15 protein-coding genes are annotated in these 25,880 nt (G+C 72.0%); 7 read left to right on the plus strand and 8 right to left on the minus strand.

Annotated features, from left to right (window positions below; translation table 11 throughout):
* The 3 genes from AWQ71_RS21765 to AWQ71_RS21775 form a co-directional block, all read left to right on the plus strand.
* Window positions 1-8,857 (plus strand): hypothetical protein (locus tag AWQ71_RS21765; protein WP_169806602.1); only part of this gene is annotated, 8,857 nt, incomplete at its 5' end.
* A gap of 25 nt (window positions 8,858-8,882) precedes the next feature.
* A complete protein-coding gene (locus AWQ71_RS21770) occupies window positions 8,883-9,410 on the plus strand; it encodes a hypothetical protein (RefSeq protein WP_067136062.1) in 528 nt (175 codons plus the stop codon).
* Complete coding sequence (locus tag AWQ71_RS21775; RefSeq protein WP_084259139.1) at window positions 9,403-10,035, plus strand: hypothetical protein; 633 nt, start codon at window positions 9,403-9,405, stop codon at window positions 10,033-10,035. The genes AWQ71_RS21770 and AWQ71_RS21775 overlap by 8 nt, the downstream gene beginning before the upstream one ends.
* 8 nt (window positions 10,036-10,043) lie before the next feature.
* Here AWQ71_RS21775 and AWQ71_RS21780 read toward each other — a convergent pair whose 3' ends face one another.
* The 5 genes from AWQ71_RS21780 to AWQ71_RS21800 are packed head-to-tail and all read right to left on the minus strand — an operon-like array spanning window position 10,044 to window position 17,356.
* Complete coding sequence (locus AWQ71_RS21780; RefSeq protein ID WP_067136063.1) at window positions 10,044-12,896, minus strand: DUF5682 family protein; 2,853 nt, start codon at window positions 12,894-12,896, stop codon at window positions 10,044-10,046.
* A gap of 49 nt (window positions 12,897-12,945) precedes the next feature.
* Window positions 12,946-14,061, minus strand: coding sequence for an ATP-binding protein (locus tag AWQ71_RS21785; RefSeq protein WP_067136065.1), 1,116 nt, complete (start codon window positions 14,059-14,061; stop codon window positions 12,946-12,948).
* Window positions 14,062-14,070: 9 nt separating this feature from the next.
* The gene (locus AWQ71_RS21790; RefSeq protein WP_067136067.1) at window positions 14,071-15,441 is read right to left on the minus strand and encodes a VWA domain-containing protein; all 1,371 of its coding nucleotides are present in this window, start codon (window positions 15,439-15,441) and stop codon (window positions 14,071-14,073) included.
* Window positions 15,438-16,847, minus strand: a complete 1,410-nt coding sequence (locus tag AWQ71_RS21795; RefSeq protein ID WP_067136069.1) for a hypothetical protein — start codon at window positions 16,845-16,847, stop codon at window positions 15,438-15,440. The genes AWQ71_RS21790 and AWQ71_RS21795 overlap by 4 nt, the downstream gene beginning before the upstream one ends.
* Complete coding sequence (locus tag AWQ71_RS21800) at window positions 16,847-17,356, minus strand: hypothetical protein (protein ID WP_067136071.1); 510 nt, start codon at window positions 17,354-17,356, stop codon at window positions 16,847-16,849. Before AWQ71_RS21800 ends, AWQ71_RS21795 begins: the two co-directional genes overlap by 1 nt.
* Window positions 17,357-17,884: 528 nt before the next feature.
* On the opposite strand from AWQ71_RS21800, the gene AWQ71_RS21805 reads away from it, so the two are divergent.
* The 4 genes from AWQ71_RS21805 (at window position 17,885) to AWQ71_RS21820 (ending at window position 21,912) form a co-directional block, all read left to right on the plus strand.
* Window positions 17,885-19,441, plus strand: coding sequence for a trypsin-like serine peptidase (locus tag AWQ71_RS21805; protein WP_067136073.1), 1,557 nt, complete (start codon window positions 17,885-17,887; stop codon window positions 19,439-19,441).
* 162 nt (window positions 19,442-19,603) lie between these two features.
* Window positions 19,604-20,035, plus strand: coding sequence for a hypothetical protein (locus tag AWQ71_RS21810; RefSeq protein WP_067136075.1), 432 nt, complete (start codon window positions 19,604-19,606; stop codon window positions 20,033-20,035).
* Between the two features lie 42 nt (window positions 20,036-20,077).
* A complete protein-coding gene (locus AWQ71_RS21815) occupies window positions 20,078-20,560 on the plus strand; it encodes a SigE family RNA polymerase sigma factor (protein WP_084259140.1) in 483 nt (160 codons plus the stop codon).
* Window positions 20,557-21,912 carry a TolB-like translocation protein gene (locus AWQ71_RS21820; RefSeq protein ID WP_067136079.1) on the plus strand — a complete coding sequence of 452 codons (1,356 nt, stop codon included), beginning with the start codon at window positions 20,557-20,559 and terminating at the stop codon, window positions 21,910-21,912. Before AWQ71_RS21815 ends, AWQ71_RS21820 begins: the two co-directional genes overlap by 4 nt.
* A 27-nt stretch (window positions 21,913-21,939) precedes the next feature.
* Here AWQ71_RS21820 and AWQ71_RS21825 read toward each other — a convergent pair whose 3' ends face one another.
* The 3 genes from AWQ71_RS21825 to AWQ71_RS21835 are packed head-to-tail and all read right to left on the minus strand — an operon-like array spanning window position 21,940 to window position 25,876.
* Window positions 21,940-23,307 (minus strand): AAA family ATPase, encoded by a 1,368-nt coding sequence (locus AWQ71_RS21825; protein ID WP_084259141.1) that lies wholly within the window; start codon window positions 23,305-23,307, stop codon window positions 21,940-21,942.
* On the minus strand, window positions 23,304-24,749 hold the full coding sequence (locus tag AWQ71_RS21830; protein WP_067136081.1) for a hypothetical protein: 1,446 nt from the start codon (window positions 24,747-24,749) through the stop codon (window positions 23,304-23,306). Before AWQ71_RS21830 ends, AWQ71_RS21825 begins: the two co-directional genes overlap by 4 nt.
* Window positions 24,746-25,876, minus strand: coding sequence for a hypothetical protein (locus AWQ71_RS21835; protein WP_067136083.1), 1,131 nt, complete (start codon window positions 25,874-25,876; stop codon window positions 24,746-24,748). The genes AWQ71_RS21830 and AWQ71_RS21835 overlap by 4 nt, the downstream gene beginning before the upstream one ends.
* Between the last annotated feature and the right edge of the window lie 4 nt (window positions 25,877-25,880).

Below are 25,880 nucleotides of genomic sequence, written 5' to 3' on the forward strand. Positions count from 1 at the left end.
CGACAAGACCGAGCCGGACATCAAGCCGGACGACAAGACCGAGCCCGACGGCAAGCCGGACGATAAGACCGAGCCGGACATCAAGCCGGACGACAAGACCGAGCCGGACAACAAGCCGGACGACAGGACCGAGCCCGACAACGAGGCTCGGACCGACGACGAGGCGAAGACCGACACGGACACGGCGCCGGGGGAGGCCACACCGACCAAGCTCGCCCAGGAGGAGGCGAGCCGCCACCTGGCTCGGAGCAGGGAAGCGGTCTTCCAGGCGGTGCTCAACGGGCATCCGAATGCCGTTCTGCTGCCTGACGGCGGCCTCATCGTGCCGCTTCATGGAGCCGACGTCGTCGTCCCGCCCGCCGCCGTGGCACGGGTCATCAACGAAGTCGGGCGGCGTTCGACGCAGGTGGAGGAGGACGAGGCGCTGCAGGCGGAGGCGGCGGCCCTGCTCAACGAGCAGCTCGCCGCCGACACCGCGCCCGAGGACACGTACGCGGCCGACCTCGCCTCCGGGCAGCCCGTCGGCCTGCGCGCGAACGCCGCGCTCGACTACGCGCTGAACCGCCTCGCGCCGGGGGCCGTCCTGCTGGCGGACGGCGGGCATCTCGTGTCCGACGGGTCCGGCCACTACGTGATCACGCCGAGGATGCTGCTCGCGGTCCGTTCGGTCCTTGAGGCCGCCGCCGTCAACGGCCAGGACGCCGCCGCGCTGCGCAGCCGCGCGCTCCTGGTCATGAGCCAGGCCATGGCCGTCAGCCAGGAGACCTCGCCGGCCCCCGAGCCGGTCACCAGCCGCCCCGGCACTGTCACGTCCCGGCCGATCGACGGCACCCGGTTCGTCCCCGACGGCCGCCCGAACCAGCGCCTCACCGCCGACGAGGTCAGCGCCGAGGTCGAGAAGCTCCTGGCGTCCAAGTTCATGATCGACGAGGTGGAGAGCTGGGCCTGGTCCCGCAGCGAGGAGACCCTGGTGGTGCATACCAGGGACCACGGCACGCAGCGCTTCCGGTTCGTGGTCGGCGGCCTCGACTCCCGTCTCATGGCGGAGACCCACGTGAACCGCGAGGGCGGCGACCAGATCATCCACCTGGCGCCGCACATGGCCCCGGACCAGATCGCTCGTGTCACGCTGCACGAGATCACCGACACCGTCCGGGACCTGAGCCGGCCCGAACCGGGTGTCATCCGCAAGACGCTCTTCCGCCGGAGCAGACGGCAGAACAAGCTCGACGGATGTGTGCCGGCCCGGCTCAACGAGCACGCCTGGCTGGTCCACGAGTGGCAGAATGCGACGTCCCCGGGCGAGCGCTTGAGCATCCAGGTCGATCTCGACGGTGTCGCCCGTGACCTCCGGGAGCACGGGCAGACGCCTCCGCCGGCGCCCTGGGGTGTGACACCTCCCGTGCGCCAAGCCCACGCGCCCGCCGTGGCGGACGCGGCGTTGGCCGCGCTGCGGGGGCTGGTCGAGGATCCCGCCGGGGTGAGGACGGAGCTTGCGAAGCTGGCCGAGCCGCACCTGGCGGAGCTGGGTCGCGTCGTCGAGGATCTGACCCGGGCCGAGGAAGAGCTCAAGAAACAGAAAGAGTCGCACGAAGACACCGCGCGCAAGGCGGAGGAGGCGGCGAACGCCGCCAAGGACAAGGCCGGCGAAATCGCCGCGATGCGCGACCGGGGCAAAGAGGCGCGCAAGGCGAATCAGGAGAAGGAGGAGGCGCAGAACCGCGCCAAGCAGGCCAGGCATCTGCGGATCGCCGAGGCGTACGCGAAGGCGAGCGAGAGAGCGGAGGCGGCGCGGAAGGCCTACGTGCAGGTGGCCGGCCTCGTAAGACTGGTCGCGACGTCGTCGAACCCCCAGGAGACGTCCCTGGCCACGTCGCGGCTGAACAGCCTGCTGGCGGACGCCAGTACGCGCCACGATGAGTACCTGAATTCGGTGAAGACGGCCCTCCCGCCGGAGGTGTCGCTGCCCTCGGCGCTGCCGACCGGCAACCTGGCGCACCTGACGCCGCTGACCGACGCGATCAACAAGGTGCTCGCCGAGAACGGCTCCCCGCGCCGGTTCACTCCCCGGAAACTGGAGCACATCCTCCGGGCCGACTTCCGGAAGGTCGTCTCCCCGGACGGCGCGATCCTCCGCATCGGCACCGGCAGGACGGCGGTGGAGCTGAAGATCCGGCTCAGCCTCTCCGACATGGTCCAGATCATCAATCCGGAGATCGTGGCCTCGGAGATCATGCTCGGTGTCATGCCGCAGGGAGGCCGGTCGACCCGGACCAGCGAGGCCGGCAGTGGCGGCCTGACGGTGCCGATCGGCCCCGGGCTGATCGCCCCCGCGCTCCCCGAGGGGAGCATCCGAGCCGCGCTCGAAGCCATGGCCGCTGCAGGGCTCGGGGGCAGCCTCTCCTTCGGGCGCTCGTGGTCGCGCGGCCCCGGTGCCGCCGACTTCGCCCTCGGGGGGGCGGTCGAGGACAACCGGGGAGAGTCTCTGCTGTTCGACGCCGCGGCCACCTGGACGGTGAGCGTGCGCACCCCCCGGCAGAACACCTGGCAGCACGTGGCGACGATCGACTCCGGGGCGCCGGGGGACGCTCCCTCACAGCGGATCTGGGTCTCGCACGCCTACACCGTCGGGCCTCCCGCGAACACGGAAACGATCCACCCGAGCAAGGCGAGCGGCCAGCTGCCCGAGCACTTCGCCAACGGCCTGACCGGGCTGGACCAGCTCGCCGACGACGTCATCGGACGCCTCCACGAGGGGCTGGGAAGGGTCCGCAGCCGGACGGGAGTGGATGCGCTCCACGAGAGGGAGACGAGGATCGGCCGGATCACCCGGCAGCAGATCCTCACGATGATCACCGACGAGCTGCCCGGCAGGCTCAGGGAGGCGACCGATCCCGACCACGGGATGACTCGTGTGATCACGGACCGGCGCGGCCGGCCGGTCGCCACCGTGACGATCAAGACAACGGTGCAAAAGGAAAGCGCCGTCCTGATCGGGCAGGCGAGTCGTGACCACTGGCAGGAACGGCTGCGGGTGGGCAACTCCAACGCCACCGGCAGCGAGTCGTTCAACGGATCCCTCTCCGCATCGCTCAACGCACTTCCCATTCCCGTCCTCAACGACATGATCGGCGGGCTCCCGGTTCCCGACGGTTACAACGATGTCGACGTATCCGCCGGGGGCGGGCGCGGAGTCTCCCGCTCGCAGTCATCGTTCGTGAACGGGAACGCCATCCATCCCAGCGTCCAGCGCTACACGGGACACACCCAGGGATACCAGCTCACGCTGAAGCACGAGGTCACCATCGTTCTGGCCGATGGCAGGGTGCTGAAAACGGAGGGCACGGGCGAGGGACTGTTCCGGATGCCGGAGACCGATGCCTACCGGTACGGCCTGCCGGTCGATGCGGAGGCGCTGCTCAAACTGCCCAACGGCAAGCCACGGCGGGATCGGCAGGGCAACCAGATACTCAGAGGGGACCCGGAAGGATCGCGGCCGCCGGGCCGGAAGAAGGAGCTGCCGACCTGGCTCCGGCCGCCGAAGCTCGGGCACCGTGGGATGGCAGCCACGAACCAGACCGCCACGGACCTGGACCTGATGCGCGGTGCGGGACCGGCGCTGGTCCAGCGGCTGTCCGGCGTGGACGAGGTCAGGAAGCAGGTCCTGGAGAAGCTCGCCGACCTCGGCCTCGTCCCGAAGTTCGAGAACGGCGTCCCGCAGTACTCCCGGCTCCCGCTACAGCGGGCCGGACAGATGGCGAACCTGCGCGAGGTGCTCGAACAGCTCTCGCCGGAGCGCCTGGAGACCGGGTACGACCAGGCGGCCCAGGACGGCATCCCCATCGCCCTGACCCGCGACGGCTTCGGCCGGTCGTCGCGGACGTACACGCTGCTCGTCCGGCTGGAGCAGGACCACGACGCGGCGACCTATCTCGGGCGCACCGACACCGAGGCCGTGGTCAACCTCGACATCGGCTCCGACACCGCCGGCCGCGGCAGCGGCCGGAACTGGTCCGGCAGTGTGGACGTGCCGTACAAGACGTCGGACGGGCCGCACAAGGGGGAGGATGGGGGGACGCGATCGCACGAGCGCGACAAGGGCGGCAACTACGGCCGCTCGACCGGTTCCAGCGTCGGCGGCACCGTCAACCGGGTGACGCTCGTGGAAAGCGGTGGAGAGGTCGCTCTCTTCGACGTGCCCCATAAGCTGGCGGTCGACATCATCGTGGGCGACAGGGTCGTGGATCAGGCGTCGGCGGACGGCAGCGCACGGCTGGTCTTCGCGACCGACCTGCTCCCCGTGGACACGCCCAAGCAGCCGCACAAGGTGGGCCGGCTGTCGGAGGAGGTGCTCAGCCGGGCGACGCTGCTGCACATGGACACGACGGGCATGCTGGAGCGGGTGCGGCAGGTGCTGCCGCGCAGCATGCGTCGCGACTCCGCCGCGTATCACCACTTCGCGGCGTTCAGCAATGTGCGCAACCTCATCGCGCATCCGGAGTGGCGCAACTCGCCGTACTTCACCGGAGTCGGCGTCCGGCCGCAGGGCGCTCTACCGACGGAGGCGTCGCTGACGATTGAGGGCAGCTTCGGTGAGGCGTCCCTGCTCGGAGTCGCCGACCTCGTCGTCGGTGACATCAACTTCACCATGGGCAGCGCCGGTGTGAACTGGGGCCAGAGCTCCGGCCGCTCCGGCGGCTCGACGAACGGTATCTCCAACACGGAGGGTCACGACACCGTCCACCATGGTGGCAGCGGTGGCCACACGGGCTCGCGCGGCCGTTCCCGATCTCACGGCCAGCTCGACATCTGGGGCCGGGAACAGCTCGTCATCGAAACCGGCAAACAGTACATATTCCGCGGCACCGTCGACTTCACCCTGGAGGGCAACGAAAGCGTCCCCGACTTCACCGAACTCGGCGGCAGCGCGAAGGCCACGCCCCACAACGCATCGTTGAACGGCCGTCCCGTCGTCTACTCGCTTCCGGAGTACGACGCGCTGACCTTCTACACCGAGGGCAAGCTCGACCTGCCGCTGAGCCAGGTGGCCGACGCGGTGGAGAGGTTCCGGAACGGCAGCCTGACCCTCGACCGGACCCTCGCGACCTCGCTGCTCCAGAAGTACCTGGTCGAGCTGAAGCAAGCCCGCGACGCGGGGCAGAACGTCTCGTTCGCCGACGAACACACCGCCGACTCCCTGCTGCCGGCGCTGATCAAGGTGAGCGGCCTGGAGCAGGTGGACATCGACCCGAAGGGCCTGGCGGAGCAGGAGCGGCTCGATCGCGCGCTGAGCGAAGCGGCCGACATCACCCGGCAACTGCGTCAGGTCAGGCTGGCCCCGGAGTACGAGGGGACCGTGGGGTTCGGCGCGGTGGAGAGCTTCGCCGTGACGGACGGCACCAAACCTGTCACCGTGCGGGACGCGGTGCACACCGCGATCGACGAGGCGGCGCCCGGCGCGATCGACAGCAGCCCCGTCATGCGCCGGAGCATCGATATCGACTTCGCCGGAGACCGGGTCCGGGGGCACGTCAACGAGATGCTCAGTCCGCGGGGCTACGTCAAGACCTACGAGGCCCTGGCCGACCCGTCGTCCGGCCGGGCCGAGCTGGTGACGGTCCGGGCCAAACTGGTTCCGGTGTCGGACAGCGCCGAACTCGTCGGCCGCACCTACGACGCCGGCCTGATCCAACAGGACTATCTCTACCGGGAGGTCTCCGACTCAGGTTCGTACAGCGGCTCGCAATCCTTCAGAGTGTCGGGCTCGGAGGACGAGTCCGGCGAGGGTGCCGACGGCGGCGTCAGCACCGACCGGGGCCGTTCGTACGAGGCCGCCAGCAAGGAGCAGGTCGCCAGGCTGCAGCGCATCGCGCAGTTCGGCGGGGTGGACCGGGTCCAGCAGCGGTACCAGCTGGTGATCGAGGTGGAACGCACGCCGGTGCGGACGGGACCGGTGCGTAGCCCGGTGCGTCGTGGCCTCGACCGGGCGCATCGCGTCCTGCACCGCATCGGAGGCGACGGCCGGTCCACGACAACGTTCGACGCCACTCTGGTCCGGCGTATACCGACCGGCATGACCAGGCCGGTCAACGACAACACGCCGGAGCCGGACCGGATCACCGACACCAGGCGGACGGAGCTGCCGCCCGCCCACTACGTCAGGTCGGTGCTGAACGCCCAGGACGGCCGCCCCAGCCTGTACGCCGCGATCGAGAAGCAGTTGTCCTCGATGCTGGGCGCCGCCGCGGCCCGGGAACAGAAGGCGCAACTGGAGGCCCGGCTCTCGCCCATGGCGGTGGCCGCCGCCTTCGGGCAGCTGGCCGCCCCCGGCGGGCACGAGCTGGTTTCGACGATCCGTAAGGGAGCCCCGACCCAGGGGGTGGACCGCACGGGGAACATGAGCCAGGGCGTGGACGTCCGCGTCGAGGCCCATCTGTCCGACCTTCAGGTGGTGTCCGGCCCCGTTGAAGCCGAGCTCGGCGTGGTCGATCGCGTCATGCGCACCTCGTCCATCTCGACCTCTCGCGGCCGGCTGGCCCCGATCAGCAGCTCAGTGGGCGGGAAGACGGAGTATGGCCACCTCTCGGCGAGTGTGGGAGACCAGGCATCGGACGGTGTCTCCGACACCAGCGGCCTGCGCAATGAAGCCAGCACGTTCGAGAAGGCGAAGACCGTCACCGTCCGGGTCCGGGTGGACTACGACCTCACGTTCCAGCACAAGATGCGGTTGGCCGACGGCACCGAGGCTCCCTTCAGGGGCCCGGTGAGGTTGCCCTCCGCCGCCTCCGGCGAGGCGTACGTGACCATGTTCGAGGCCGATTTCAAGGAGCTGCAGGCCCGGATGGAGGCCGGGGCCCAGGCGCGACCCGGATGGGATTTCACCGACGAGTCGCAGCCGAGATCCGCGCTCAAACGACCGAACGGCCCCCACCAACAACTGGATCCCACGGATCTGCTCGGGCACGCCGCCAGGGCGAGGCAGCAGGCCAGGGACGAGGGTCACGTCGTCCGGTTCACGGTACGCGACGGGCAGAATGTCAATGCCTATCTGGCGGCCCCGGACGGCTCGCTGCACAGCGTGAAGCCGGACGGCGGGTTCGCCGAGGCGGTCGGCACGCTGCCGCCCCACGTGCTGGACGCGGCCGCGGCGGCAGACCTCGACCTCCAACAGATCTTCACGGAGCCGCAGCAGTCGGGCACGGACCCGCAGAGGTCGGACGACCAGGCCCGCACCTTGACCGACAGGGTGAGGGACGCGCTGGCCGACCAGAACGTCCAGCCGGCGCCGCCGGCGCAGGTCTGGCCGGTGGCGGAGGCCGCCACGCCCGGCGCCGCGACACAGGGCGGCAGCGTAGGACAGAGCGCGGCCGGGGCGCCGTCGCCGGCGCTGCCGGGCACGCCGTTCGACACCCAGGCCCGGCCGGCCGGGGTGCCCGACCTGACCGTGACGGAGGTGGTCGGCCAGAACATCGCGGTCGCCGACTTCGGCGGCGGGGTCACCGCGCTCGACTGGACCACCGACCAGGGCGTTCCGATCGCGCCGGACGCGCCGCCCGCCAACCTGGACGGCGCGGTCGTCGCCGTCACCACGCCGGCGAACGGCGTGCAGCACGCCCGCGTCGTCGTCGGCGACCCCGGGGAGGGCCGGATCGGCTACACGTCGTACCGTTCCGGCACGCCCGAGGACCCGCACATCATCACGATCGCCCCGCGTACGCACCCGGTCGTGGTCTCCTCGGTCCTGGTGCACGAGATCTCGCACGTCGCCGACCAGCACGCGGCGGAGGAGGCGGGCGCGCCGCAGGGGGTGATCCGGCCCTCGCTGCCGGAGCACACGCACGAGGAGGGCACCGACCACTGCCTCACCCCGCGCCTCAACGAGCACGCGCATCTTTCCCGCAAGTGGAGCGAGACCACCGATCCGGCGGCCAGGGCCCGCATCGCCGAGGCGATCGAGGCCATCGCGGACGACATCACGCAGCGCGGGCACACCCCGCCTGCGCCGCCCTGGCAGGCGGCGGATACCTCGACGGAGGCGAGACCCAAGCCGTCGATCGCGGACCTGCTCAACGGTGACGCCTCACCCGTCCCCGCCGCGCCGCAGGCGGCCCAGACCCGGCCGGTCACGTTGCCGGAGCGGGCCACCGCCGACGCGGCGGAGCGGGCCGCCGCCGACATGGGCGCGAGCGTACGGCGGCTGGGCGGCGGCCTGCTGGAGGTCACCGCGCCGGGCGGGGCGACCGTCACGGTGCGGGTGGGGTCCACCCCGGATGCGGACGCGGCGGCGGACGTCGACGTCCAGGTCCGGCCCTACCTCACGATCGGGGCCAATCAGCGGGCCGCGGCGGCGGCCGTGGCCGGAGCGGTGGCCGAGGCGTCCGGCCTGCCCACCAGCCCCACGGTCCTGTCCGGCGACCCCAATGCAGACGCGCTGACCGTCGCCGACGCCCGTGTCCTCGCCGAGCTGGGCGAGGCCGTACGCCAGGTGGACACGGCGACGCCTCAGCAGCGCGCCGCGCGGCAGCGGGTGCTGAGCGAAATCGCCGGGCGGCTGGGGCTGCAAGCGGGCGGGGCCGAGCGGTTCCGGGGGCTCGCGCCCGACCCGCTCCTTGACCGGATCGCCGCCCTGGTGGACGGCCCCCAGCCCTCGCGCGTACGGGAGTTCCTGGAACGGGGACGCCGCATCAGCAACATCACCGGCTGGCAGCCGCCCGAGGAGGACGACGACGAGGACAAGTGGCTTCCGCCGGACGACGGCGAGATCTGGGATCCGCTGAAGAACGACGTCTGCCGGTGCCCGGCTGAGGGGCCCTGCGTCTGCGGCCGGCGGGACGAGGCGGTCCTGGCCGAGGCATGATGGGGATCCCAAGGAGAGGACGGCTATGACGTTCGCGGTCGCGCGGACCAGGGACGAGGCGCATCTCTACCTCGACCTGCATCCGTGCAAGCAGTGCGGTTCCGTGGAGACGACCTGGGACAGGGGCCTGTCCAGCGTGGACGGCGCGCTCGTCGACCGCTACGCCGGCGCGTGCGAGGACTGCGGCGCGGAGCGCGAGTTCCTGTTCGGGCTGCCGGAGCGGCCGGTCGCGTCGGCGGGCTACCCGACGTTCGGCGGACCGGAGCCCTCCCAGCTCCTCGACGCGGGCGAATGGATGTGGGTGGCCGACCTGACCGCCGGGAACGTGCCGGTCGGCGATCGGGCCGAGGCGCGCCGCACGCTGTCGATCGCGACGGCGGCGGTCGAGGAGATCGTCAAGTTCATCCCGCCGGGCGAGGAGGAGGTCCCGGACGACGGGTTCTGGTCCGCGCGCGGACAGCAGGTGCGCGCGGCGGAGCCGGGCCGCTTCCAGCTCGACCGGCTGCTGATCGTCCGCGACACCTACCGCGACCTGGTCGCCCAGCATGGCTGACCACGAGAGCCCCGCCGACCCGGGGGAGCAGGGCGCGGCGGCGCACCCCGACGGACCGGGGCTCCCCGGCGGCGGCCTGGCCCGCTCGCTGGTCGAGGCGTACGTCTACCTGGACCTGGGGGCCGGCCCCGGCGGCGGCCGGGCGGCCGAGCGCGCGGTGCTGTCCGAGGAGGCGGACGGCTGGCGGGTCACGCTCGACGACGCCGAGGTCGTCGTCCCGTACGTCGCGGAGGCGGAGGCGCGGCGCGAGGACCTGACGTTCGGCTCGGGTGTCTCCGAGCTGATCGACCCCGGCCAGTGGGTGCTGATCGCCACCACATACGCGCGCCGGGCGCTGGAGGCGGCGCTCTTCTTCGCCGCCGACCCCTCGTCCGACGAGCGGTACACGCAGATCGTCGCGGACTGGCGGTTCGCGGCCGACGCGGTGGCGGAGGCGCTGAAGTTCGTCCCGGACGACGCCGACGCGCTGCCCGAGGCGTCGTTCTGGACGGAGGCGGGGCGGGAGGCCCACGAGCGCGAGCCCGCCCGCTTCACCCGCATCCGGATGGAGAGCGACCTCGCCTACTATCGGGCCGCCCTCGACGACTTCGTCCGCCTGCACGCCGGGGCCGACGACCGCCCCTGATCCCCGACCTAACGGTCGAGCAGGACCGCGACGGCGGTGGCGGTCTCGGGATGCCGGGCCAGCAACGCGCCCGCCTCCCCGGGGTCGCCGCCGTCGGCGATCTCCTGCCATCCGCCGTCGCATCCGAGCAGGGCGGCGACGGCGTCGCACGCCGCCCGGTGGCCCGCCAGCAGCTCGGCCGCCGGCCCGCCGACCGGCCCGCCGACCGGCGCGGTCCCCGGCCTCGCCTTCGCCGCGCCTGACGGCCGCCCCAGCCACGGCGGCACGAACGTGTCCAGGGACGGCAGGGCCGCCGGGAACGTGCGGCCCGCCTCGCGTACGAGCACGGGCACCAGCTCGCCCGCCTGGTCCCGCAGCGTGGTGATCAGCTTGGGCAGCCACGGGAGCAGGACCGCGTCCGGCAGCCGCGCGAACGCCTTGGACAGCAGCTCGACCACGAACGGCGCCAGCGCGGGAGCGGGTTCGAGCGCCTGCACGAACCCGCTCAGGTACATCGGGAACGACGGGACCACGAGAGGGTTGGCGAGCAGCCCGTCGCACCGCTCCCGCAGCTCGGCCATCGGCAGCAGGCCGAGCTGGGACCGGGCCGCCCACAGCAGCGCCACCTTGGCGGGCGCCTCAGGGTGTGACTGCAGCACCGCGAGTTCGAGCTGGGCGCGGTCGCAGCCCAGGGCCAGCGCGAGGCTCTCCATGCTGAACAGGAAGCCGAGCATCGCGGCCACCTGGCGTACGCCGGTCTCCTCGTCCACGAAGGCGGTCGGCAGCAGGGTGCAGTAATGCGCGTACCCGGCGGTGACGAACGCCTCGCACCACTCCGGCAGCGCCGGCTCCGTGGCGCGATAGTAGGCGAGCAGGCGGCGGATCCGGCGGAGCACCTCGGGGGCGTCGTCCACCGTGCGCTCGGCGGACAGCAGCTCGACCGCACGCGCCCCCAGCTCGGCGGCGAACCGGCCGCCGCCCAGGTACAGGACGGCGTCCTCCACGGCCTCGAGCGCGACGGCCGCGGTCGCCTTGGGATCCCACACCATACGGCGGAGCCGCTGTTCGAGCGCCTGCTCGACGGTGATGGCCTCGTAGCCCAGCTCGATGATCGACCGCTGGTGGCGGCCGATCGCGAGGTCCCAGCTCTCCTGGATGGACCGCTCGCCCAGCCGTCGCTCGCCCATGATGGGACGCACCGCGTCCTCCGGCAGCAGGCGGCGCAGGATCCACAGCAGGTCCGAGCAGCCGGTGAGCTCCGGGTTCGCGGTGAGGTCGAGCAGCGCCCGCTGGATGGTGCGCTTCTCCAGGTCCACGCCGAGGGGCGCGAGGCGGTCGTACACGTCGCGGGCCAGCGGCGGCAGGGCCTCGTACCCCACCTGGCCGATCCGGTCGCCGCCGAGGAGGATCTCGCACAGGTGGCGGACGTCGCGGCGGCCGGGCACCACGTCCTTCTCGATGCAGGTGACGGCCGCGTCCTGGAAGTCGTACGGCGTGGGCCTGGCCCGGTTGCGCATCCCGGCGAGCAGGACGGACGTCTCGAAGACGGCGATGGCGTCCGCGGTGCTGGCGAGGTAGCCGTTGCGGCGGGCCAGCCGGACGATGTCCACGCACCAGCCGAGCAGCTCGGCCTCGTCGAGGCCGTCCAGTGCCGGAGGGCTCGACAGGAAGCCGGACAGCCGATCGGCGACCGGCGCCGCCGGCGTCGAGGGCGGCGGCAGCGCGGGGCGCTTGGCCCGCTTCGCGGCCCCCTTCTGGCCGTCCAGCCGGAACGGCGTGTCACGGAAGCGGGTCACCGCCTTGCTCCAGGTGGCGGCGGCGATCGACACCGAGCCGGAGGCGAGGCCGAACTGCGCCTCGATCGCGGAGTGGCTGGACGGGATCAGCCCGTACAGCCAGCGCGTCCCGGTCCGGGGGCTGATCTCGTACGGCGCGTCCGACGCCAGCCCGAACTGCTCGACCCGGCTCGCGGCGTGGTAGGCGCCGCACACGTACAGGCAGTCGGCCGGGTCGGCGCCGGACGCGGCGAGGTGCTCGCGCATCCGGGTCCACATGTAGCGCTCGCGCTCCTCGTCGCGCGACACCCGCTCGTCCTCCGACGGCCGCAGCCGCCGGAACAGGCTGCCGATCAGCACCATGACCTGGCGATAGGCGTCGTAGTCCGCGCCGGTGAGCGGCTGCTCGACGTACTGGTCCCACCACTCGGACCAGTGCCGCACCTTGCCGTGGTGCAGCAGGTGCGCCTCCAGCTCGGCGAAACGCGGGCGCAGGTCACCGATCTCGATGCCGACGGCGTCGCCGTGCAGAGCCGCCTCCTCGGCGCGTTCCGCGACGTCGGCGTCGGCGTCGCCGTCGGACGGCGCGGGCCGAGCGGACTCGGCGGGCTCGGCCGGCAGCCACTGGAAGACGTGGTCGGTCGAGCGGTCCACCAGCACCAGCTCGACGCCCGGCGTGTCCAGCGCGTACGCGATGGCCTGGTACTCGGCGGACGCCTCCGTGATGGGGGCGACGACGCTCAGCGGCCCCACGCCGGGCGGGAAGCCGTCGAGGTCGGACGCGAAGGCCTGCAACGCCACGGGCAGGCGGCAGTTGCGCAGCTCGTCGAGCAGCGGCCGCAGGTCCTCGCACAGCTCCAGGTAGACGACCTTGGGCTGCTTCTCGCGCAGGCGGCGCACCATGGCCAGGGCCGAGGCCGGCGAGTGGTGGCACACCGGGAAGATCTCCAGCTCCTCGGCCAGCGCCCGGTCGACGTCGTCCACGATGCCCGACAGGATCCCCGCCAGCGCGTCGGACGCGTCCGCGGCGGTCCCGGTTGTGGGGGCGAAGGTCCTGGCGGCGTCGAGGAGCTGCCCGCGGAGCGCGTCGAAGGTGTCCGGAGTCATGGAATCTCCTTGAGCGTGGAGCCCCCCGGCCTCGGCCGTGGGAAGGGGGTCACGAGAGCGTCGCGATGGCCTCGCGGCCGCCTTCGAGGAACTCCTGCCACTCCCCGCCGTCCTGCTTGCCGCGCGGCTCGACGACGCCGTGCCAGTACTTGTTCAGGATGGCCAGGTCCTCGGGGTTGCGGCGGGCGAGCGACCCCACGAGCGAGCCGGCGAGCGTCTGCGCCCGCAGCGTGCGGTCGCCGAAGAAGTGGCTGTGCAGGATGGCGTCCTCCAGCACGCCGATCTGCTCGGCGGTGGACAGCGCCGACTCCAGCCTCTCGTCGTCGCTGGTCGCCGAGGCGGCGGCGGCGCGCAGGTCGGCGAAGCTCTGCAGCAGGATGTCCAGCAGCGTGGGCGGCAGGTCCAGGTCGATGTGGTGCCGGCGGAGCAGCTCGGTGGTGCGGAACCGCACGATCTCCGCCTCGCTGCGCCGGCTGGTCACCACCGGGATGCGGACGAAGTTGAACCGCCGCTTCAGGGCCGAGGAGAGGTCGTTCACGCCGCGGTCCCGGCTGTTGGCCGTGGCGATGATCGAGAAGCCGGGCTTGGCGAACACGATGTTGTCGTCGTCCAGCTCGGGGATCGACACGTACTTCTCGGAGAGGATCGAGATCAGCGCGTCCTGCACGTCGCTGGTCGACCGGGTCAGCTCCTCGAAGCGCCCGACCACGCCCTGCTCCATCGCCGTCATGATCGGCGACGGGATCATCGACTCGCGGGACTGGCCCTTGGCGATCACCATCGAGACGTTCCACGAGTACTTGATGTGGTCCTCGGTGGTGCCCGCGGTGCCCTGCACGACGAGGGTCGAGTTGCGGCAGATCGCCGCGGAGAGCAGCTCGGCGAGCCAGCTCTTCCCGGTGCCCGGGTCGCCGATCAGCAGCAGCCCCCGGTCGGACGCCAGGGTCACGATGCTGCGTTCGACGAAGCTGCGGTCGCCGAACCACTTCTGGGAGATCTCACGGTCGAGCCCGTCCGAGCGCTCGGACCCGAGCACGAACAGCCGCACCATGCGCGGGCTCAGCCGCCACGAGAACGGCTTGGGGCCGTCGTCGATCGACTCCAGCCAGTCGAGCTCTTCTGCGTACTTGACCTCGGCGGGGGCACGCAACATGTCGTCGGTCATCGCGGTCTCCTAGGTGAGGAAGTTCTTGAGCTCGAACACGAGTTTGCGGATGTGGCCCGAGATCACGGGCGTGCCCAGGTCCTTGAACCGCTGGCGGAACCACGGGTCCACGCTCTGGTGGCCGGAGCTGTTCACCGAACCGACCGGGATGAACCGCACGCCCGACTGGTGCACGGCCCGGATGCCGTCGAACAGTGGCTGGGACCGGTCGAACTCGTAGAAATCGGAGATCCACACCATCGCCGTGTTGCGCGGATCGGCGATCTTCTGCCGGGCCAGGGCCATCGCGACGGGGCCGTCGTTGCCGCCGCCGAGGTTCGTCCGCAGCAGCACCTCGAACGGGTCGTGCACCCACGGGGTCAGGTCGAGCGCCCGGGTGTCGAACGCGATCAGGTGCACGTCCACCTTGGGAAGCCCGGCGAAGATGGACGCCAGGATGGTGCAGTTCACCATCGAGTCGACCATCGAGCCCGACTGGTCGACGACCACGATCAGCCGGGCCGGCGTGGTCCGCCTGGCGGTCTGCCGGTAGTACAGCCGGTCCACATAGAGCCGCTGGTCGTCCGCGTTCCAGTTGGTGAGGTTCTTCCAGATCGTGCGCTCGATGTCGAGGTTGCGGAACACCCGCTTCGGCGGCACGGACCTGTCGATGGAGCCGACGGTCGTCTTCTCGACCTGGGTGCGCAGCACCTCGGCGACCTCGTCCACGTACCTGCGGATCAACGCCTTGGCGTTGGCCAGCGCGACACCGGACAGGTTGGCCTTGTCCCGGAGGAGCTGCTCGATGAGCGACATGCTCGGCGTGAGCCGCCGCGCGAGAGCCGGGTCGGCCAGCACCTCGCGCAGCCGCATCCGGCGGACCAGGTCGCCCTCCAGGCCGGCCAGTACGCCGGCCAGCTCCTCGCCGCCCGGCCGGGAGCGCAGTTGTCCCGGCTCGCAGCCGAGCCCGCGCTGGAACCAGGCGGCGTCCTGCTGCCAGTCGGCGAGCTGGGTGGCGGTCACGCTGCCCGTCCCGGTCGAGAACACGTTGAGCAGCAGCTTCGACACCAGGGCGGCCCGGCGGACCTCGTCCGCGCCGACCCGCTCGGGGGCGGGCGCGGCGGTGTCGTCCGGCTCCGCCATCAGGTTCCGCAGCTCATCGCCCAGCTCGGGGAAGCGCTGCACGAGGTTGTCCACCGACACGGAGGGGTCGAGCAGCGCGGGCGGCAGCCCGAGATCTCCGGCGACGGCGACGCTCGCCGCCTCAAGCGCCGGCTGCTCCTCCGGGTCGAACAGCCGGGCCAGCAGCCGCCAGTAGAGCACCTGCCGCCGGTTCTCGTCGGCGTTGACCTCCGGCGAGGCGGGCGTCTGGGCCGGGGGCGTCGTCACGGGGTCGCTCATCGCCGCAGCAGCCGTCCGGCCCGCTCGCGCAGCACGGCGACCGAGTCGCCGGCCTTGGCCTCCGCCTTCATGACCTTCGGATCTGTCGGGCCGAGCGCCCAGTCTCCGTTGTGGGCGGTGACCGGCTTGCGCTTGACCATCGCCTGTACGGCGAGGGGCTGCAGCGCCCACCTGCCGCCGTCCCAGCGGACCAGGCCGACGCACGCCGTGGAGGCGGCCACCAGCTCGGGCGTGAGCGGTCCGCAGGACGGCAGCCGCTCGACGTCGACCGCCAGCGCCTGCCCGCCGAGGTCGAACGTGACCTCGCCGCCGTCGGTCGTCGCCGTGTACCCCTCCACCAGCACGGGTTCGGATATCCGTACCGGATGGCGGTCGAGGGGCGGCACCGCCGGGGCGAGCGCGCCGCCGAGCAGGACGCGTGCGGTGGTGAACGGGTCGGCGGGCTCGCCCGCCTCGGCCCGGTCGTCGTGCCACACCAGGTCGCCGCTGTCGAGGAGCGGCTGGTCCGTGATGTCCAGGCTGCGGTGCTCGGCCAGCGCGCCCAGCAGCACCGGGTGCCACTGGAGCAGCCGCCACAGGGCGGGGCCGACGATGGTGTCCACCTTCGGCGCGGCGACGCTCGCCCGCACCAGCCGGGACGTGCCGCCGCCCGCGGGCTCCAGCACGGCGTGGACCTGGATCTGCACCGCCGTGGCGTGCTCGTGGACGTCCACACCGAGGATCAGCAGCCGTCCCGACACCGTCGCCGCCGGCTGCGGGGCGCCGGCCGGGGCGCCGGGCTGCGACAGCAGCAGGGCGCGGGTCCACAGGTCCGCCCACCGCCGCGCGGGCAGCCGTTCCATCGTCGCGATAGGGCTCGATGCCCGCAGCTCGGCCGCCAGGCCGTCGAGCAGAACCGCCGTCCTGCGCAGCTCGGGTACGGCGAGCAGCGCCTCGATCGTCTGGTCGGCCGCGGAGACGAGGTCGTGGTCGACGCCGCGCCAGCCCGCGATGGCCAGCTCGTGCAGCCAGGACCGGCACCCGGCGAGCAGGTTGTCCGCGCCGGGGGAGGCCGCGGACGGCGACGCCTCCCACGGACCTCTGGCCCGTCCCAGCGCGCCGTCGAGGCGACCGAGCAGGGCGTCGTGCACCGCGCCGAACAGCGCCGCCCGGCCTCCCGCCAGCACGCTCAGGTGCTCGTCGGCGACCGAACCGGCGGCGATCTTCTCGGCCGCCTCGCCCGCCCGTACGCCGAGGGGGCCGGCCGCCAGCGCGCCGGCCAGGGCGGCCAGGGCGGCGGCGCGGTCCTCGCCCAGCCGGGAGAGTCCGTGGACGAGGGCGTCGTCGAAGCCCGCGACCAGGTCGAGGGCCTCCTCGACCCCGGGGAGGGGGCCGTCGAGCAGCTCGGAAAGGTTCACAGCGAGCATCAGCGGGTCGCCCCCAGGGCCGGGAACCAGTGCATCTCGGGGATGGGCGTGGTCGTGTCCGGGATCTCGAGGTAGTTCAGGTGGCGGAGGAACCGGCTGAACACCGTGGCCGCCGGCGCGCGTTCGACCTGGCCGTTCATGCTGTGCACGAGTTCGGCGCCCGTGGCGGCGTCGTCGTCGATGTCGACGCGGAGATAGCGGGCGACGCGGTCGATGCCGTACTGCAGTACCGCCTCGGTGGCGAGCAGGTGCAGGTGCTTGCACGGCGAGCTGCCTGACGGCAGGGCGCCGCACGGCCGGTTGTTGTTGGTGCTGCAGCTGTACGCGTGGGTGCCGGTGGTGAACGACGAGACGTACACCCGCTCGATGTCCGAGCCGCTCGACACGACGCCCTGCAGCCGCCCGTCGGCCAGCTCGACGAAGGGGACCTTCGCCAGCTTGCGCGGCCGGACGGGCGGGACGACCCGCACCGTGCTCCGCCGCTCCCATGCGGAAGTCTCCGCGTTCACGCCCTTCGACCTCCCGCTCGACGGCTCGCGGACGCCGGCCGGTACGGCGGCGCGTGCGGTGGCACGTGCGCGAACGGCCGATTCATGATCGGCCAACCTACCCCATCGTTTCGCCCTGCCTCCGGCATTCACGATATATCCGCATATGCGGCTGGAAGTGCCCCGTGCGGCGGTCTCCGACGCAGGGTCCGGATGGGCGGGGCGTGATGGCGAAAGGGTCCTTAGACGGCTCTCGCGGCCGATCCGGTGCCGCGAGTTCGGTGTGATTTGCACCACATGCTGAATGCTCCCTGACAGGTCGCCGAACGGCGGGTCCGGACAGCCGGAAACCCGCGGTGACCTGGAGGCGCTCGGCGTTCCGGGGTCGCGTCCATGCCTGGTCACGAAATGATAACGGCCATTTACCTGGGAAAACGCTGTGGATCACGACCCTTACGAACCCCCCGGACCCTCTGTAGTTTCTTGATCTGTCCTTTACTGACGGATGGGGCGCAATGACGTCCCACGACAGCGCAAGGAGCATCCCCCTTGAAGCGCACCCTCGCCATCGGCGGAACCCTCGCCGCCGCCGCCGGCCTCCTCGCTACCGCCATGGTGTCCACCCCGGCCCAGGCGGCGAACAACTACAAGGTCAAGGAGACCCTCGCCGGGACCTCCAATGTGGCCCAGCAGGTCGCGTTCTTCTGGTCGTCCAAGACGCTGGAGGAGGCGACGCCGTACAACGTCGAGCCCGTGGTCTCGGCCAAGCACGTCTCCACCGGCGGCTTCGCCGGCAACTCGAAGCCGGGCGTCGTCCCCGCCATCGGCGACGAGAAGAAGACCGTCTCGAAGTCGAAGAACGTCAACCTCCCGCTGAACATCGGCAAGGTGTTCTTCCTCGGAGCCGACGGCAAGCCGCACTGGTGCACCGGCACCTCCGTGCAGTCCAAGTACCGCAACCTGGTCGCCACCGCCGGCCACTGCGCGTACGACACGAAGAGCAGCAAGGCCACGCTCGACAAGTGGATCTTCGTCCCGGGCTACTACAAGGGCAAGGCGCCCTGGGGCATCTACGTCGGCAAGCAGGCGTTCACGCACTACGACTTCGACGTGTACGAGGACGGCGACCGCGACTACGCGTTCGTCACCGTGTACAACGGCATCAACATCGGTGGCGACAAGGCCGTCGACAAGAAGGCCTACGACGCCTACACCGGTGACAAGCAGATCATCTCCCAGGAGGTGACCGCCGCGGAGTTCGCCGAGAAGTACACCGAGGACGGTCCGTACTGGAAGGAGACCGTCCCCGGCGGCACCCAGGTGGACCCGCCGGCCGACGCCGTCGCCAAGCGCTGGGAGTACATCAAGAAGGGCATCGACGGCGTCAAGCTGACCGCCGAAGAGGTCACCGGCGCCCAGTACAAGGCCGCCCCGAACTCCTCCGCCGCCCTGAAGAACGGCGAGAAGTGGGGCTTCCGCGGCGACGACTGGGTCCGCATCTCCCTGCGTGAGTACCACGAGCTGTCCAAGGCCAAGAAGGCCGGCACGTTCAAGGGCGACCTGCAGGTCAAGCGCGGCAAGCGCGTCATGGAGGCGTTCAAGAAGCAGTACTTCGTGAAGAAGTGGGTCAAGGACGCCGCGGAGAAGTACTACAAGGACACCTACATCATCCACGAGATCACCGACGCGGGCCGCCTGGGCGACCGGGTCGGCGGCCAGGGCATGGCCTACAACCAGAAGCTCGGCAAGAACGTGTTCATGTTCGGCTACCCGAGCGGTTCGCACCCCGACGGCACCAAGCCGTTCACCGGCCAGGTGGCGAAGTGGACCTACGGCAAGACCTTCGGCGCCACCGCGCCCTCGATGAAGGCCGAGGAGCTGCAGGGCCTGAAGTCCGCCTTCACCGGTGAGGGCTCCATGGGCTCGGCCTGGCTGCTCAACTACAGCAACGCCCGTCGCCTCGGCTACCTGAACGGCGTGACCATCGCCCTCGCCGACCGCGACAACAACCAGCGCATCGACACCAGCCTCTCGCCGTACTTCGACGGTGAGACCTACGGCGTGTACGCGCAGGCCGCGAACGTCTGGTCCGGCTCGATCCTTTAGCGGGACCAGCGACCGGGGAATGAGGGACTTCGGTCTCTCTGGGGAACACCCTTGGTCGGGGCCCGGCGGTGACGCCGGGCCCCTCTCCTTTTCCCCAACGGTTTTCCCTAACCCTTTTGGCGAGGTTTGAGCCGATCGGTCTTCCGGTACGTCCAAGGAAGTATGAGAATCTGGCGAATCACGCTTCTGGCGGCACTCGTCCTGATCGTGGGTGTCACGACCATCGGCCCTGAGCCGGCAGCGCAGGCGGCGACCGCGCGGAAGAAGGTGCTGGTCCAGCTCAGCGAGCAGGGCGGCTTCGCGGGCATCGACGACCGCGTCACCGTGTACACCGACGGATGCGTGCGGCTGAGCCGCCGCACCGGAACGGTCGTGCGGAAGTGCCTCACCGACGCGGAAATGCGCGGGCTGCGCCGCGACCTCGCCGGCCTGCGGCTCGGCGGCTCCCAGGCCCAGCCGCCGGGCGCCGACTTCATCAAGTACACGCTCACCTACCGCGGCCACCGCACCGTCCGCTACACGCTCCCCTCCTCCTGGACCCCGGTGGTGCGGCGGCTGGAGAAGATCCTCCAGAACTACTGGACGCATTCCTGACGGCGATGCAACAGATCCGGACGGTCGGACGTCCCTGGGATCGTGGACGACACCTTTGACGAATTCGTCCGGGCACGGAGCGGCGCCCTGTTCCGCTACGGCGTCGCGCTGACGGGCAACGCGCACGACGCGGCCGACCTCGTGCAGGAGGCGCTGCTGCGCCTCGGCGACGCCTGGCGGCGCGTCGTCCGTAAGGACGACCCCGAAGGCTACGTCCGGACGGTGATGGCCCGCCAGCACATCAGCTGGTGGCGGCGCAGGCGGCGCGAGCACCTCGTGGCGGACACGCCCGAGGACGGCTACACCGACCCGCTGCTCGACGGCGACACCGGGCTGTGGAAGGAGGTCGCCGGGCTGCCGCCGAAACAGCGGGCGGTGCTCGTGCTGCGCTACTACGAGGACCTCCCGGACGCCGAGATCGCGCGCATCCTCGGCATCTCCCAGGGCACCGTACGCAGCCAGGCCTCGCGCGCCCTCGACAAGTTGCGGATCCAGCGCCGCGCGATCCGGATGGAGGAAGTGTGAGAACGGAACATGAACTCGCCGAGGCGCTGAAGAACGCCGCGAACGGCGTGTCCGTCCCGGCCGACCTCGAACGGGGCATCGCGGATCGCCGCAGGCGCAGGACGCGCCGCCGCCACGGGTCGCTCCTGGCCGCCGCCGCGGTCGTCGCCGTGGTCCTCGGCGGCACGGCCGTCGTACGCGGCGGCCACGTCCCGCCGAGCGCCGACCCGGTGGCCTCGGCCGCCGCCGGCGCGCCCGACGTCGACGACGTCGCCGCCGCCCGCGCGGACCAGGTGCCACGGGCTCGCGAGGTGTGGCCGGAAGCGGTCGCCACGTACCCCAAGAAGGCCGCGGACGGCTTCAAATACCGGCCCGTCACCGCGCTCGGCCCCACGGAGATCCTGCTCATCGCCGAGAGGTCGTTCGAGAAGGCCGGCCGGCTGGAGGTCTACGACACGCGGACGCGGGCGTCCCGGGTGCTCGCCACGATGTCCCCTGGCGGGAAGGGCTACTATCCGCAGGACTTCGAGGTGGGCCGCGACTACATCGCCTGGTACGGCACCACCCCGAACGACGACCGGAAGTGGGCGGACTTCTGGGTCGTCCCCCGGCAGGGCGGAGAGCCGACCCGGGTCGGCGAGGTGACCGGGGATCTGGCCCTGGTGGACCGGATCGGGGCCACCGGCGATCACATCGTCTGGTCGCCCCAGTCCGGTGGGGTGTACCGGATGCCGATCACCGGAGGGGAGCCCGAGAAGGTCGAGGGATCCGACGGGCTGTGGCTGGACTCCTGGCCGTGGGCGCGTGACGTGCCGGGCGACCCCGTCACCGCCGAAAAGTGGCGGAACACCAACCAGGCATTGCTGGTCGATCTGGAGAACGGCACGCGACGGACGATCACCCCGCCTCCCGGCGTGACCGGCCTGCGCTGCTCGACCGAGTGGTGTCTCGGCACGTCGGGCGAGAAGGCGCTCTCCATGCGGATCGACGGCACGGACGTCCGCCGCCCGACCGGGTTCTCGCACATGGGGGAGGAGATCTACGGGGGCCGCTTCGCCGAGTCCGAGGACGGGCCCGCCATCTACGACCTCGCCACGGGGAAGGCGGGTGCCATCGGCGCCGCCAGTGCGGACGGGGTCCGCGGAGGATGGGGGCGGGGCGTCTCGTCCTCGTCCACCCGAGTCTTCTACTGGAACGCCCATGGGGTCGAGACCAAGGAGACCTGCGGCCCTATGCCGGAACGGCAGCGCAAGGCCCTGGCCGCGGAAGGGGCCGCCCCCTCGCCGGGCGCCACGGTGTGTATGACGGAGACAGTCGAGCCGGGGGACGAGAACGAGATCCTCAACCTGGCCGCCGTCCCGCCCGCCGGCTGACACGGCGGCTGACACGGCGGGCTCCGCTCAGCCGGGCACGCGGTGGGCGGCGAGATGGGCGAGGACCGCCTGGTTGGCCTCCCAGCCGTCCGGGAACTTGACCGGCTCGTTCAGCCGCACCCGCCCGGTGCTCGGGTGGGCGTCCAGAAGCTCGGGGATCCCGGCGCGGGCCACGACGACGCAGGCGTGCCGGTGGCGCGAGGTCAGCACGCACAGGCGGCCCGACTCCAGGTGGAAGGCGGTGGCGTCGCGCCGCCCGGACAGCGGGTGCAGGACGATCGTCACGTCGTACTCGCGGCCCTGCAGCCGGTTCGCGGTGTCCACGGTGACGCCGTCCGGGACCCCGGCGGCCCGGATGGCGGCCACCTGGTCGTTGTGCGCGGCGCCGATGGCGATGCGCGCGGCGTTCACGCGATGGGAGCCGTGCTCATCGTGGGCGACCGCGCCGCGCTCCACCAGCCGGGTCGCCAGCCCGGCGCACGCCCGCACCGCGTCGGCGTCGGTCCGGATCGTGTGGCGGCTGGGCAGCTCGTGCAGCGCCCAGCCGGTCGCCGCGGCCTCCTCAAGCGCGCGGTCCCAGGCGGCGGGGGTCCCGGTGACGGGCGATCCGGGGCCGGCGAGTTCGAGGACCCGCTCACCCGGCCCGGTGCCCGACCGGAACGGTGTAAACGGATAGAACGCCTCCGAGACGAGCGGTGCGGCCGAGGCCGGAAGCCGCCAGGAGACGGGCAGCCGGTGGACCGGCAGGTCGTTGAGCCGCGCGGTGACGGCCACCGCGCTCTGCAGGGGATCCCAGGCGAGGCCCGCCCAGCGCTCGGTGTCCACCACGGAGAACGGGTCGAGCTGGCCGGGGTCGCCGACGAAGAGCGCCCGCTCGAACAGCGCGGCGATGGCCAGCAGCTTGTCCGAGCGCATCTGGTACGCCTCGTCGATGATCGCCCACTGCCAGGTATGGCCGGACACGTAGGCCCACTTGTCCGCGGTGGCGAGGACCACCGAGCAGGAGGCCACGTCGTCGATCTTCTTGGACGCCCGGACACCGGGGTGCCGGATCACCCGCTCGGGCACCTGGAAGCCGTCCTTGTGCAGGCGGCCGATCGTGAGCGACGGGTCGCGCGTGGCGATCTTGTCGGCCAGGTCGTCCACCTGCTCGTTGGTCTGCGCCACGATCATCAGCCGCTCGCCGGCCCCGGCCAGCTCCAACGTGGTGGCCACGACCAGGGTGGACTTGCCCGCCCCCGGCGGAGAGTCGACGATGACGCCCCGGTGCGCGCCGCCGGTGAAGTCGGCGAGGATCGCGGCGGTGGCGCGGGCCGCCGCCTCCGCCGGGCCGTCCTCCGGCCAGGGGCCGGCGGGCGCGGGGCCGAGCGGATCGGGGAAGGGGGCGACGGTCACGACCAGTCCTCCTTGGCGTCCTCGTCGGTCGGCACGTACGCGGCGGGCGGCCCGCCGTGGGTCCAGGGCGTCTCCTCCGCGGCGGGGAAGCCGGGCCGGATCCGCCCGCCGAGGTCCAGCTCGGTGAAGCAGACCGCGTCGCCGACGCCCGGCACGCCCGCGCCCTTGGCCAGCTGGTCGTTCAGCTGCACCACGACGAGGTCGCCGTCCAGCTCGATGACCTCGCCCGACTGCCTGCGGCGGTGCGCGGAGAACACCTTCTTGCCCGGCGCGAGCCGTACCGGGTCGGCGGTGCGGACGGTGACCAGCGGTCGCGACACCGGCTTCTTCCCCCCGGGCAGCAGGATCGTCCGCTCCCGGTCCACGTGGACCACCTCGCCGGCGAACGCCTTGCCGGTCGCGCGATGCTCGGCCATCACCAGCGGGTCGTCGTAGGCGCGCTGCGCGTCGTACGACTGCCGCGCCGACTCCATGTCCCACAGCCGGGCCGCGGCGGATCCGGCCTGGTCGCGGCGGCCCCGGGGAGGGCCGCCCTCGGCCACGCGGGCGACCTCGCGGGTGTACCGGTCCCGGTCGGCGGCCCACCGATCGCCGACGCTCGCCGCCTCGGGCCGGCCGCGCAACAGCTCGACGGCCTGCCACATGAGCCGCCAGGTCGGCTCCAACTGGCCGCGCAGGGCTTCGCGGACCGGCTCCGGCGAACCGGACGCGTCGTACGCGTCGATCGCCGGCCGCAGCACCCGCGCGTCGAAGCCCGGATCGGTGTCCGGACCGGCCGGAGGCCACCGGACGGGGTCCTCCGCGGCGGCCGCCGCCTCCTGCCCGGTGTGGCCGGGCGGCGGGCAGATCCACGCCAGCAGCGTGGCCAGGTTCGCGTCCTCCATCGGGCTCTGCCCGGTCGCCCAGTGCAGGGAGAGCGCCTCGGTCATCGGGACCAGCGCCGACGACCCGGCGAACTCGGTCCGCTCATACAGGAAGGTCAGCCACTGGCCGAGGACGGGAACGGCCGGATCGACGGGGTAGGGGCCGTCGGCGCTGCGGAACCGGGTGGAGCGGCCCAGCAGCCGGACGAACTCGACCGCGCCCCGTCCGGGCACGATGACCTGCGGCGCGTCCAGATAGCGCTCGCGCTCGTTCTTCCCCGGGACCGTCTCGGTCGCCGCGGCCCGGCCCTCGATGTACGGAAGCATGATCCGGGCCAGCTCGGCCATGAAGGCGAACCGCAGGTCGCGGTTGCGCGGTTGCGGGACGACCAGCAGGTGGGGGCGGGCCGGGTGGCTGCCCACCATCGCGCCCAGCGGCGCGGCGGCCTCACCCGCGAGCCTGAGCGGGATGAAGACCAGGGGGTCGGCCGCCAGGTGCAGGTGCCGGACGGTCGCGACCGGCTGCGCCCGGCCTTCGCGGACGGCCAGCGCCCGGGCGTACGACGTCACGACACTCACGCGACCACCGCCTCGGCCGCGGTGTGCGCGCGATAGATCGCGTGGACGTGGCGGAGCTGCTCGGCTATCTCGTCGTGTTCCGACGCGGTGCGGCGGTCGTCCGCGGCGAGATCGAGCACCGCGTCCACCGAGTCGAGGCCGCCGAGATCGTCGCGGGTGACCCGGCCGAGCACCTCCAGCGAGCCGCACTCGCGGGCGTCGGAGCGGCAGAAGTACGCCATCTCGCAGGTGGACAGGCACTCGGGCGCGTACCTGGCCTCGGCCGCGCGGACCGCCCGGGCCAGCTCGGCGGGCGACTGCTCCAGGCTGAACGTGAGGTCGGGCGGCAGCCGGTCGAGGATCCGGTCGATGCGGGTGAGCCGTGACAGCTGCCGCCTGAGCGCGGCGAGCTGCAGGCGCACGTCGAGCAGGGTCGCGGTGGGGTGGTTGGCGAAGTCTTTGGGGCAGACCAGCACGACCTCGTGCGACACCAGCCCGGGGTCGATGCCCTCGGCCGCGAACATCGCCTTCAACGCGTACACGTAGACCGCGGAGAGCCGGGAGGCGGCGGCGACCTGCGCCGAGTCGGCGGCGCCGTCGATGACCGCGAACGACTTGATCTCGACGATGTGGAACCGGCTCCCGGCCTGGACGGCGAGGACGGCCGGATCCAGGTAGACCTCGTGGCCCGCGACCGGCAGCGTGAACAGCGGGTGGTCGACCAGCGTGCCGTCGCCGGAGCCGTCTCGGACCGCGCTTTCGGCGGCCTGACGCAGCTCCTTGCGGGTGCGGGCGTGCCGCAGCTCGCGGGTGGCCTGGCCGCCCGCCTGCGGGATGTCGAGGTACGCGATCGCGGGGATCGGCAGGCCGAGCGCCTCGCGCAGCAGCCGCAGCAGGTGCGCGCAGCGGTCGGCCTTCACCAGCTCCTCGAAGGACCTCGCCCGGGCCAGGGCGAACGGCGACTGCCCGAAGGGAGCGGGGTGGCCGAGGTGGACGGCGGTGTCCCGCTTGCTGATCCCGGCCGCGTCGAGCACCGCTCGCCGGTCGCACCCGGGGTTGCCGGCCAGGGCGGCGACGGTGCGGGCGTTGTGGTCGACGGGCGCGGCGCCGCCTCGCAGGGCGTCGAGCCGCTCGGTGGACGTGCTCACTCGG

It is taken from the genome of Microtetraspora malaysiensis (genome assembly GCF_001528665.1).
Classification (GTDB): domain Bacteria; phylum Actinomycetota; class Actinomycetes; order Streptosporangiales; family Streptosporangiaceae; genus Microtetraspora_A; species Microtetraspora_A malaysiensis.

Coding starts and splice junctions, on each gene's coding strand:
- AWQ71_RS21770 (WP_067136062.1), top strand. CDS start 8,883: ATGACGTTCGCGGTCGCGCGGACCAGGGACGAGGCGCATCTCTACCTC.
- AWQ71_RS21775 (WP_084259139.1), top strand. CDS start 9,403: ATGGCTGACCACGAGAGCCCCGCCGACCCGGGGGAGCAGGGCGCGGCG.
- AWQ71_RS21780 (WP_067136063.1), bottom strand. CDS start 12,896: ATGACTCCGGACACCTTCGACGCGCTCCGCGGGCAGCTCCTCGACGCC.
- AWQ71_RS21785 (WP_067136065.1), bottom strand. CDS start 14,061: ATGACCGACGACATGTTGCGTGCCCCCGCCGAGGTCAAGTACGCAGAA.
- AWQ71_RS21790 (WP_067136067.1), bottom strand. CDS start 15,441: ATGAGCGACCCCGTGACGACGCCCCCGGCCCAGACGCCCGCCTCGCCG.
- AWQ71_RS21795 (WP_067136069.1), bottom strand. CDS start 16,847: ATGCTCGCTGTGAACCTTTCCGAGCTGCTCGACGGCCCCCTCCCCGGG.
- AWQ71_RS21810 (WP_067136075.1), top strand. CDS start 19,604: ATGAGAATCTGGCGAATCACGCTTCTGGCGGCACTCGTCCTGATCGTG.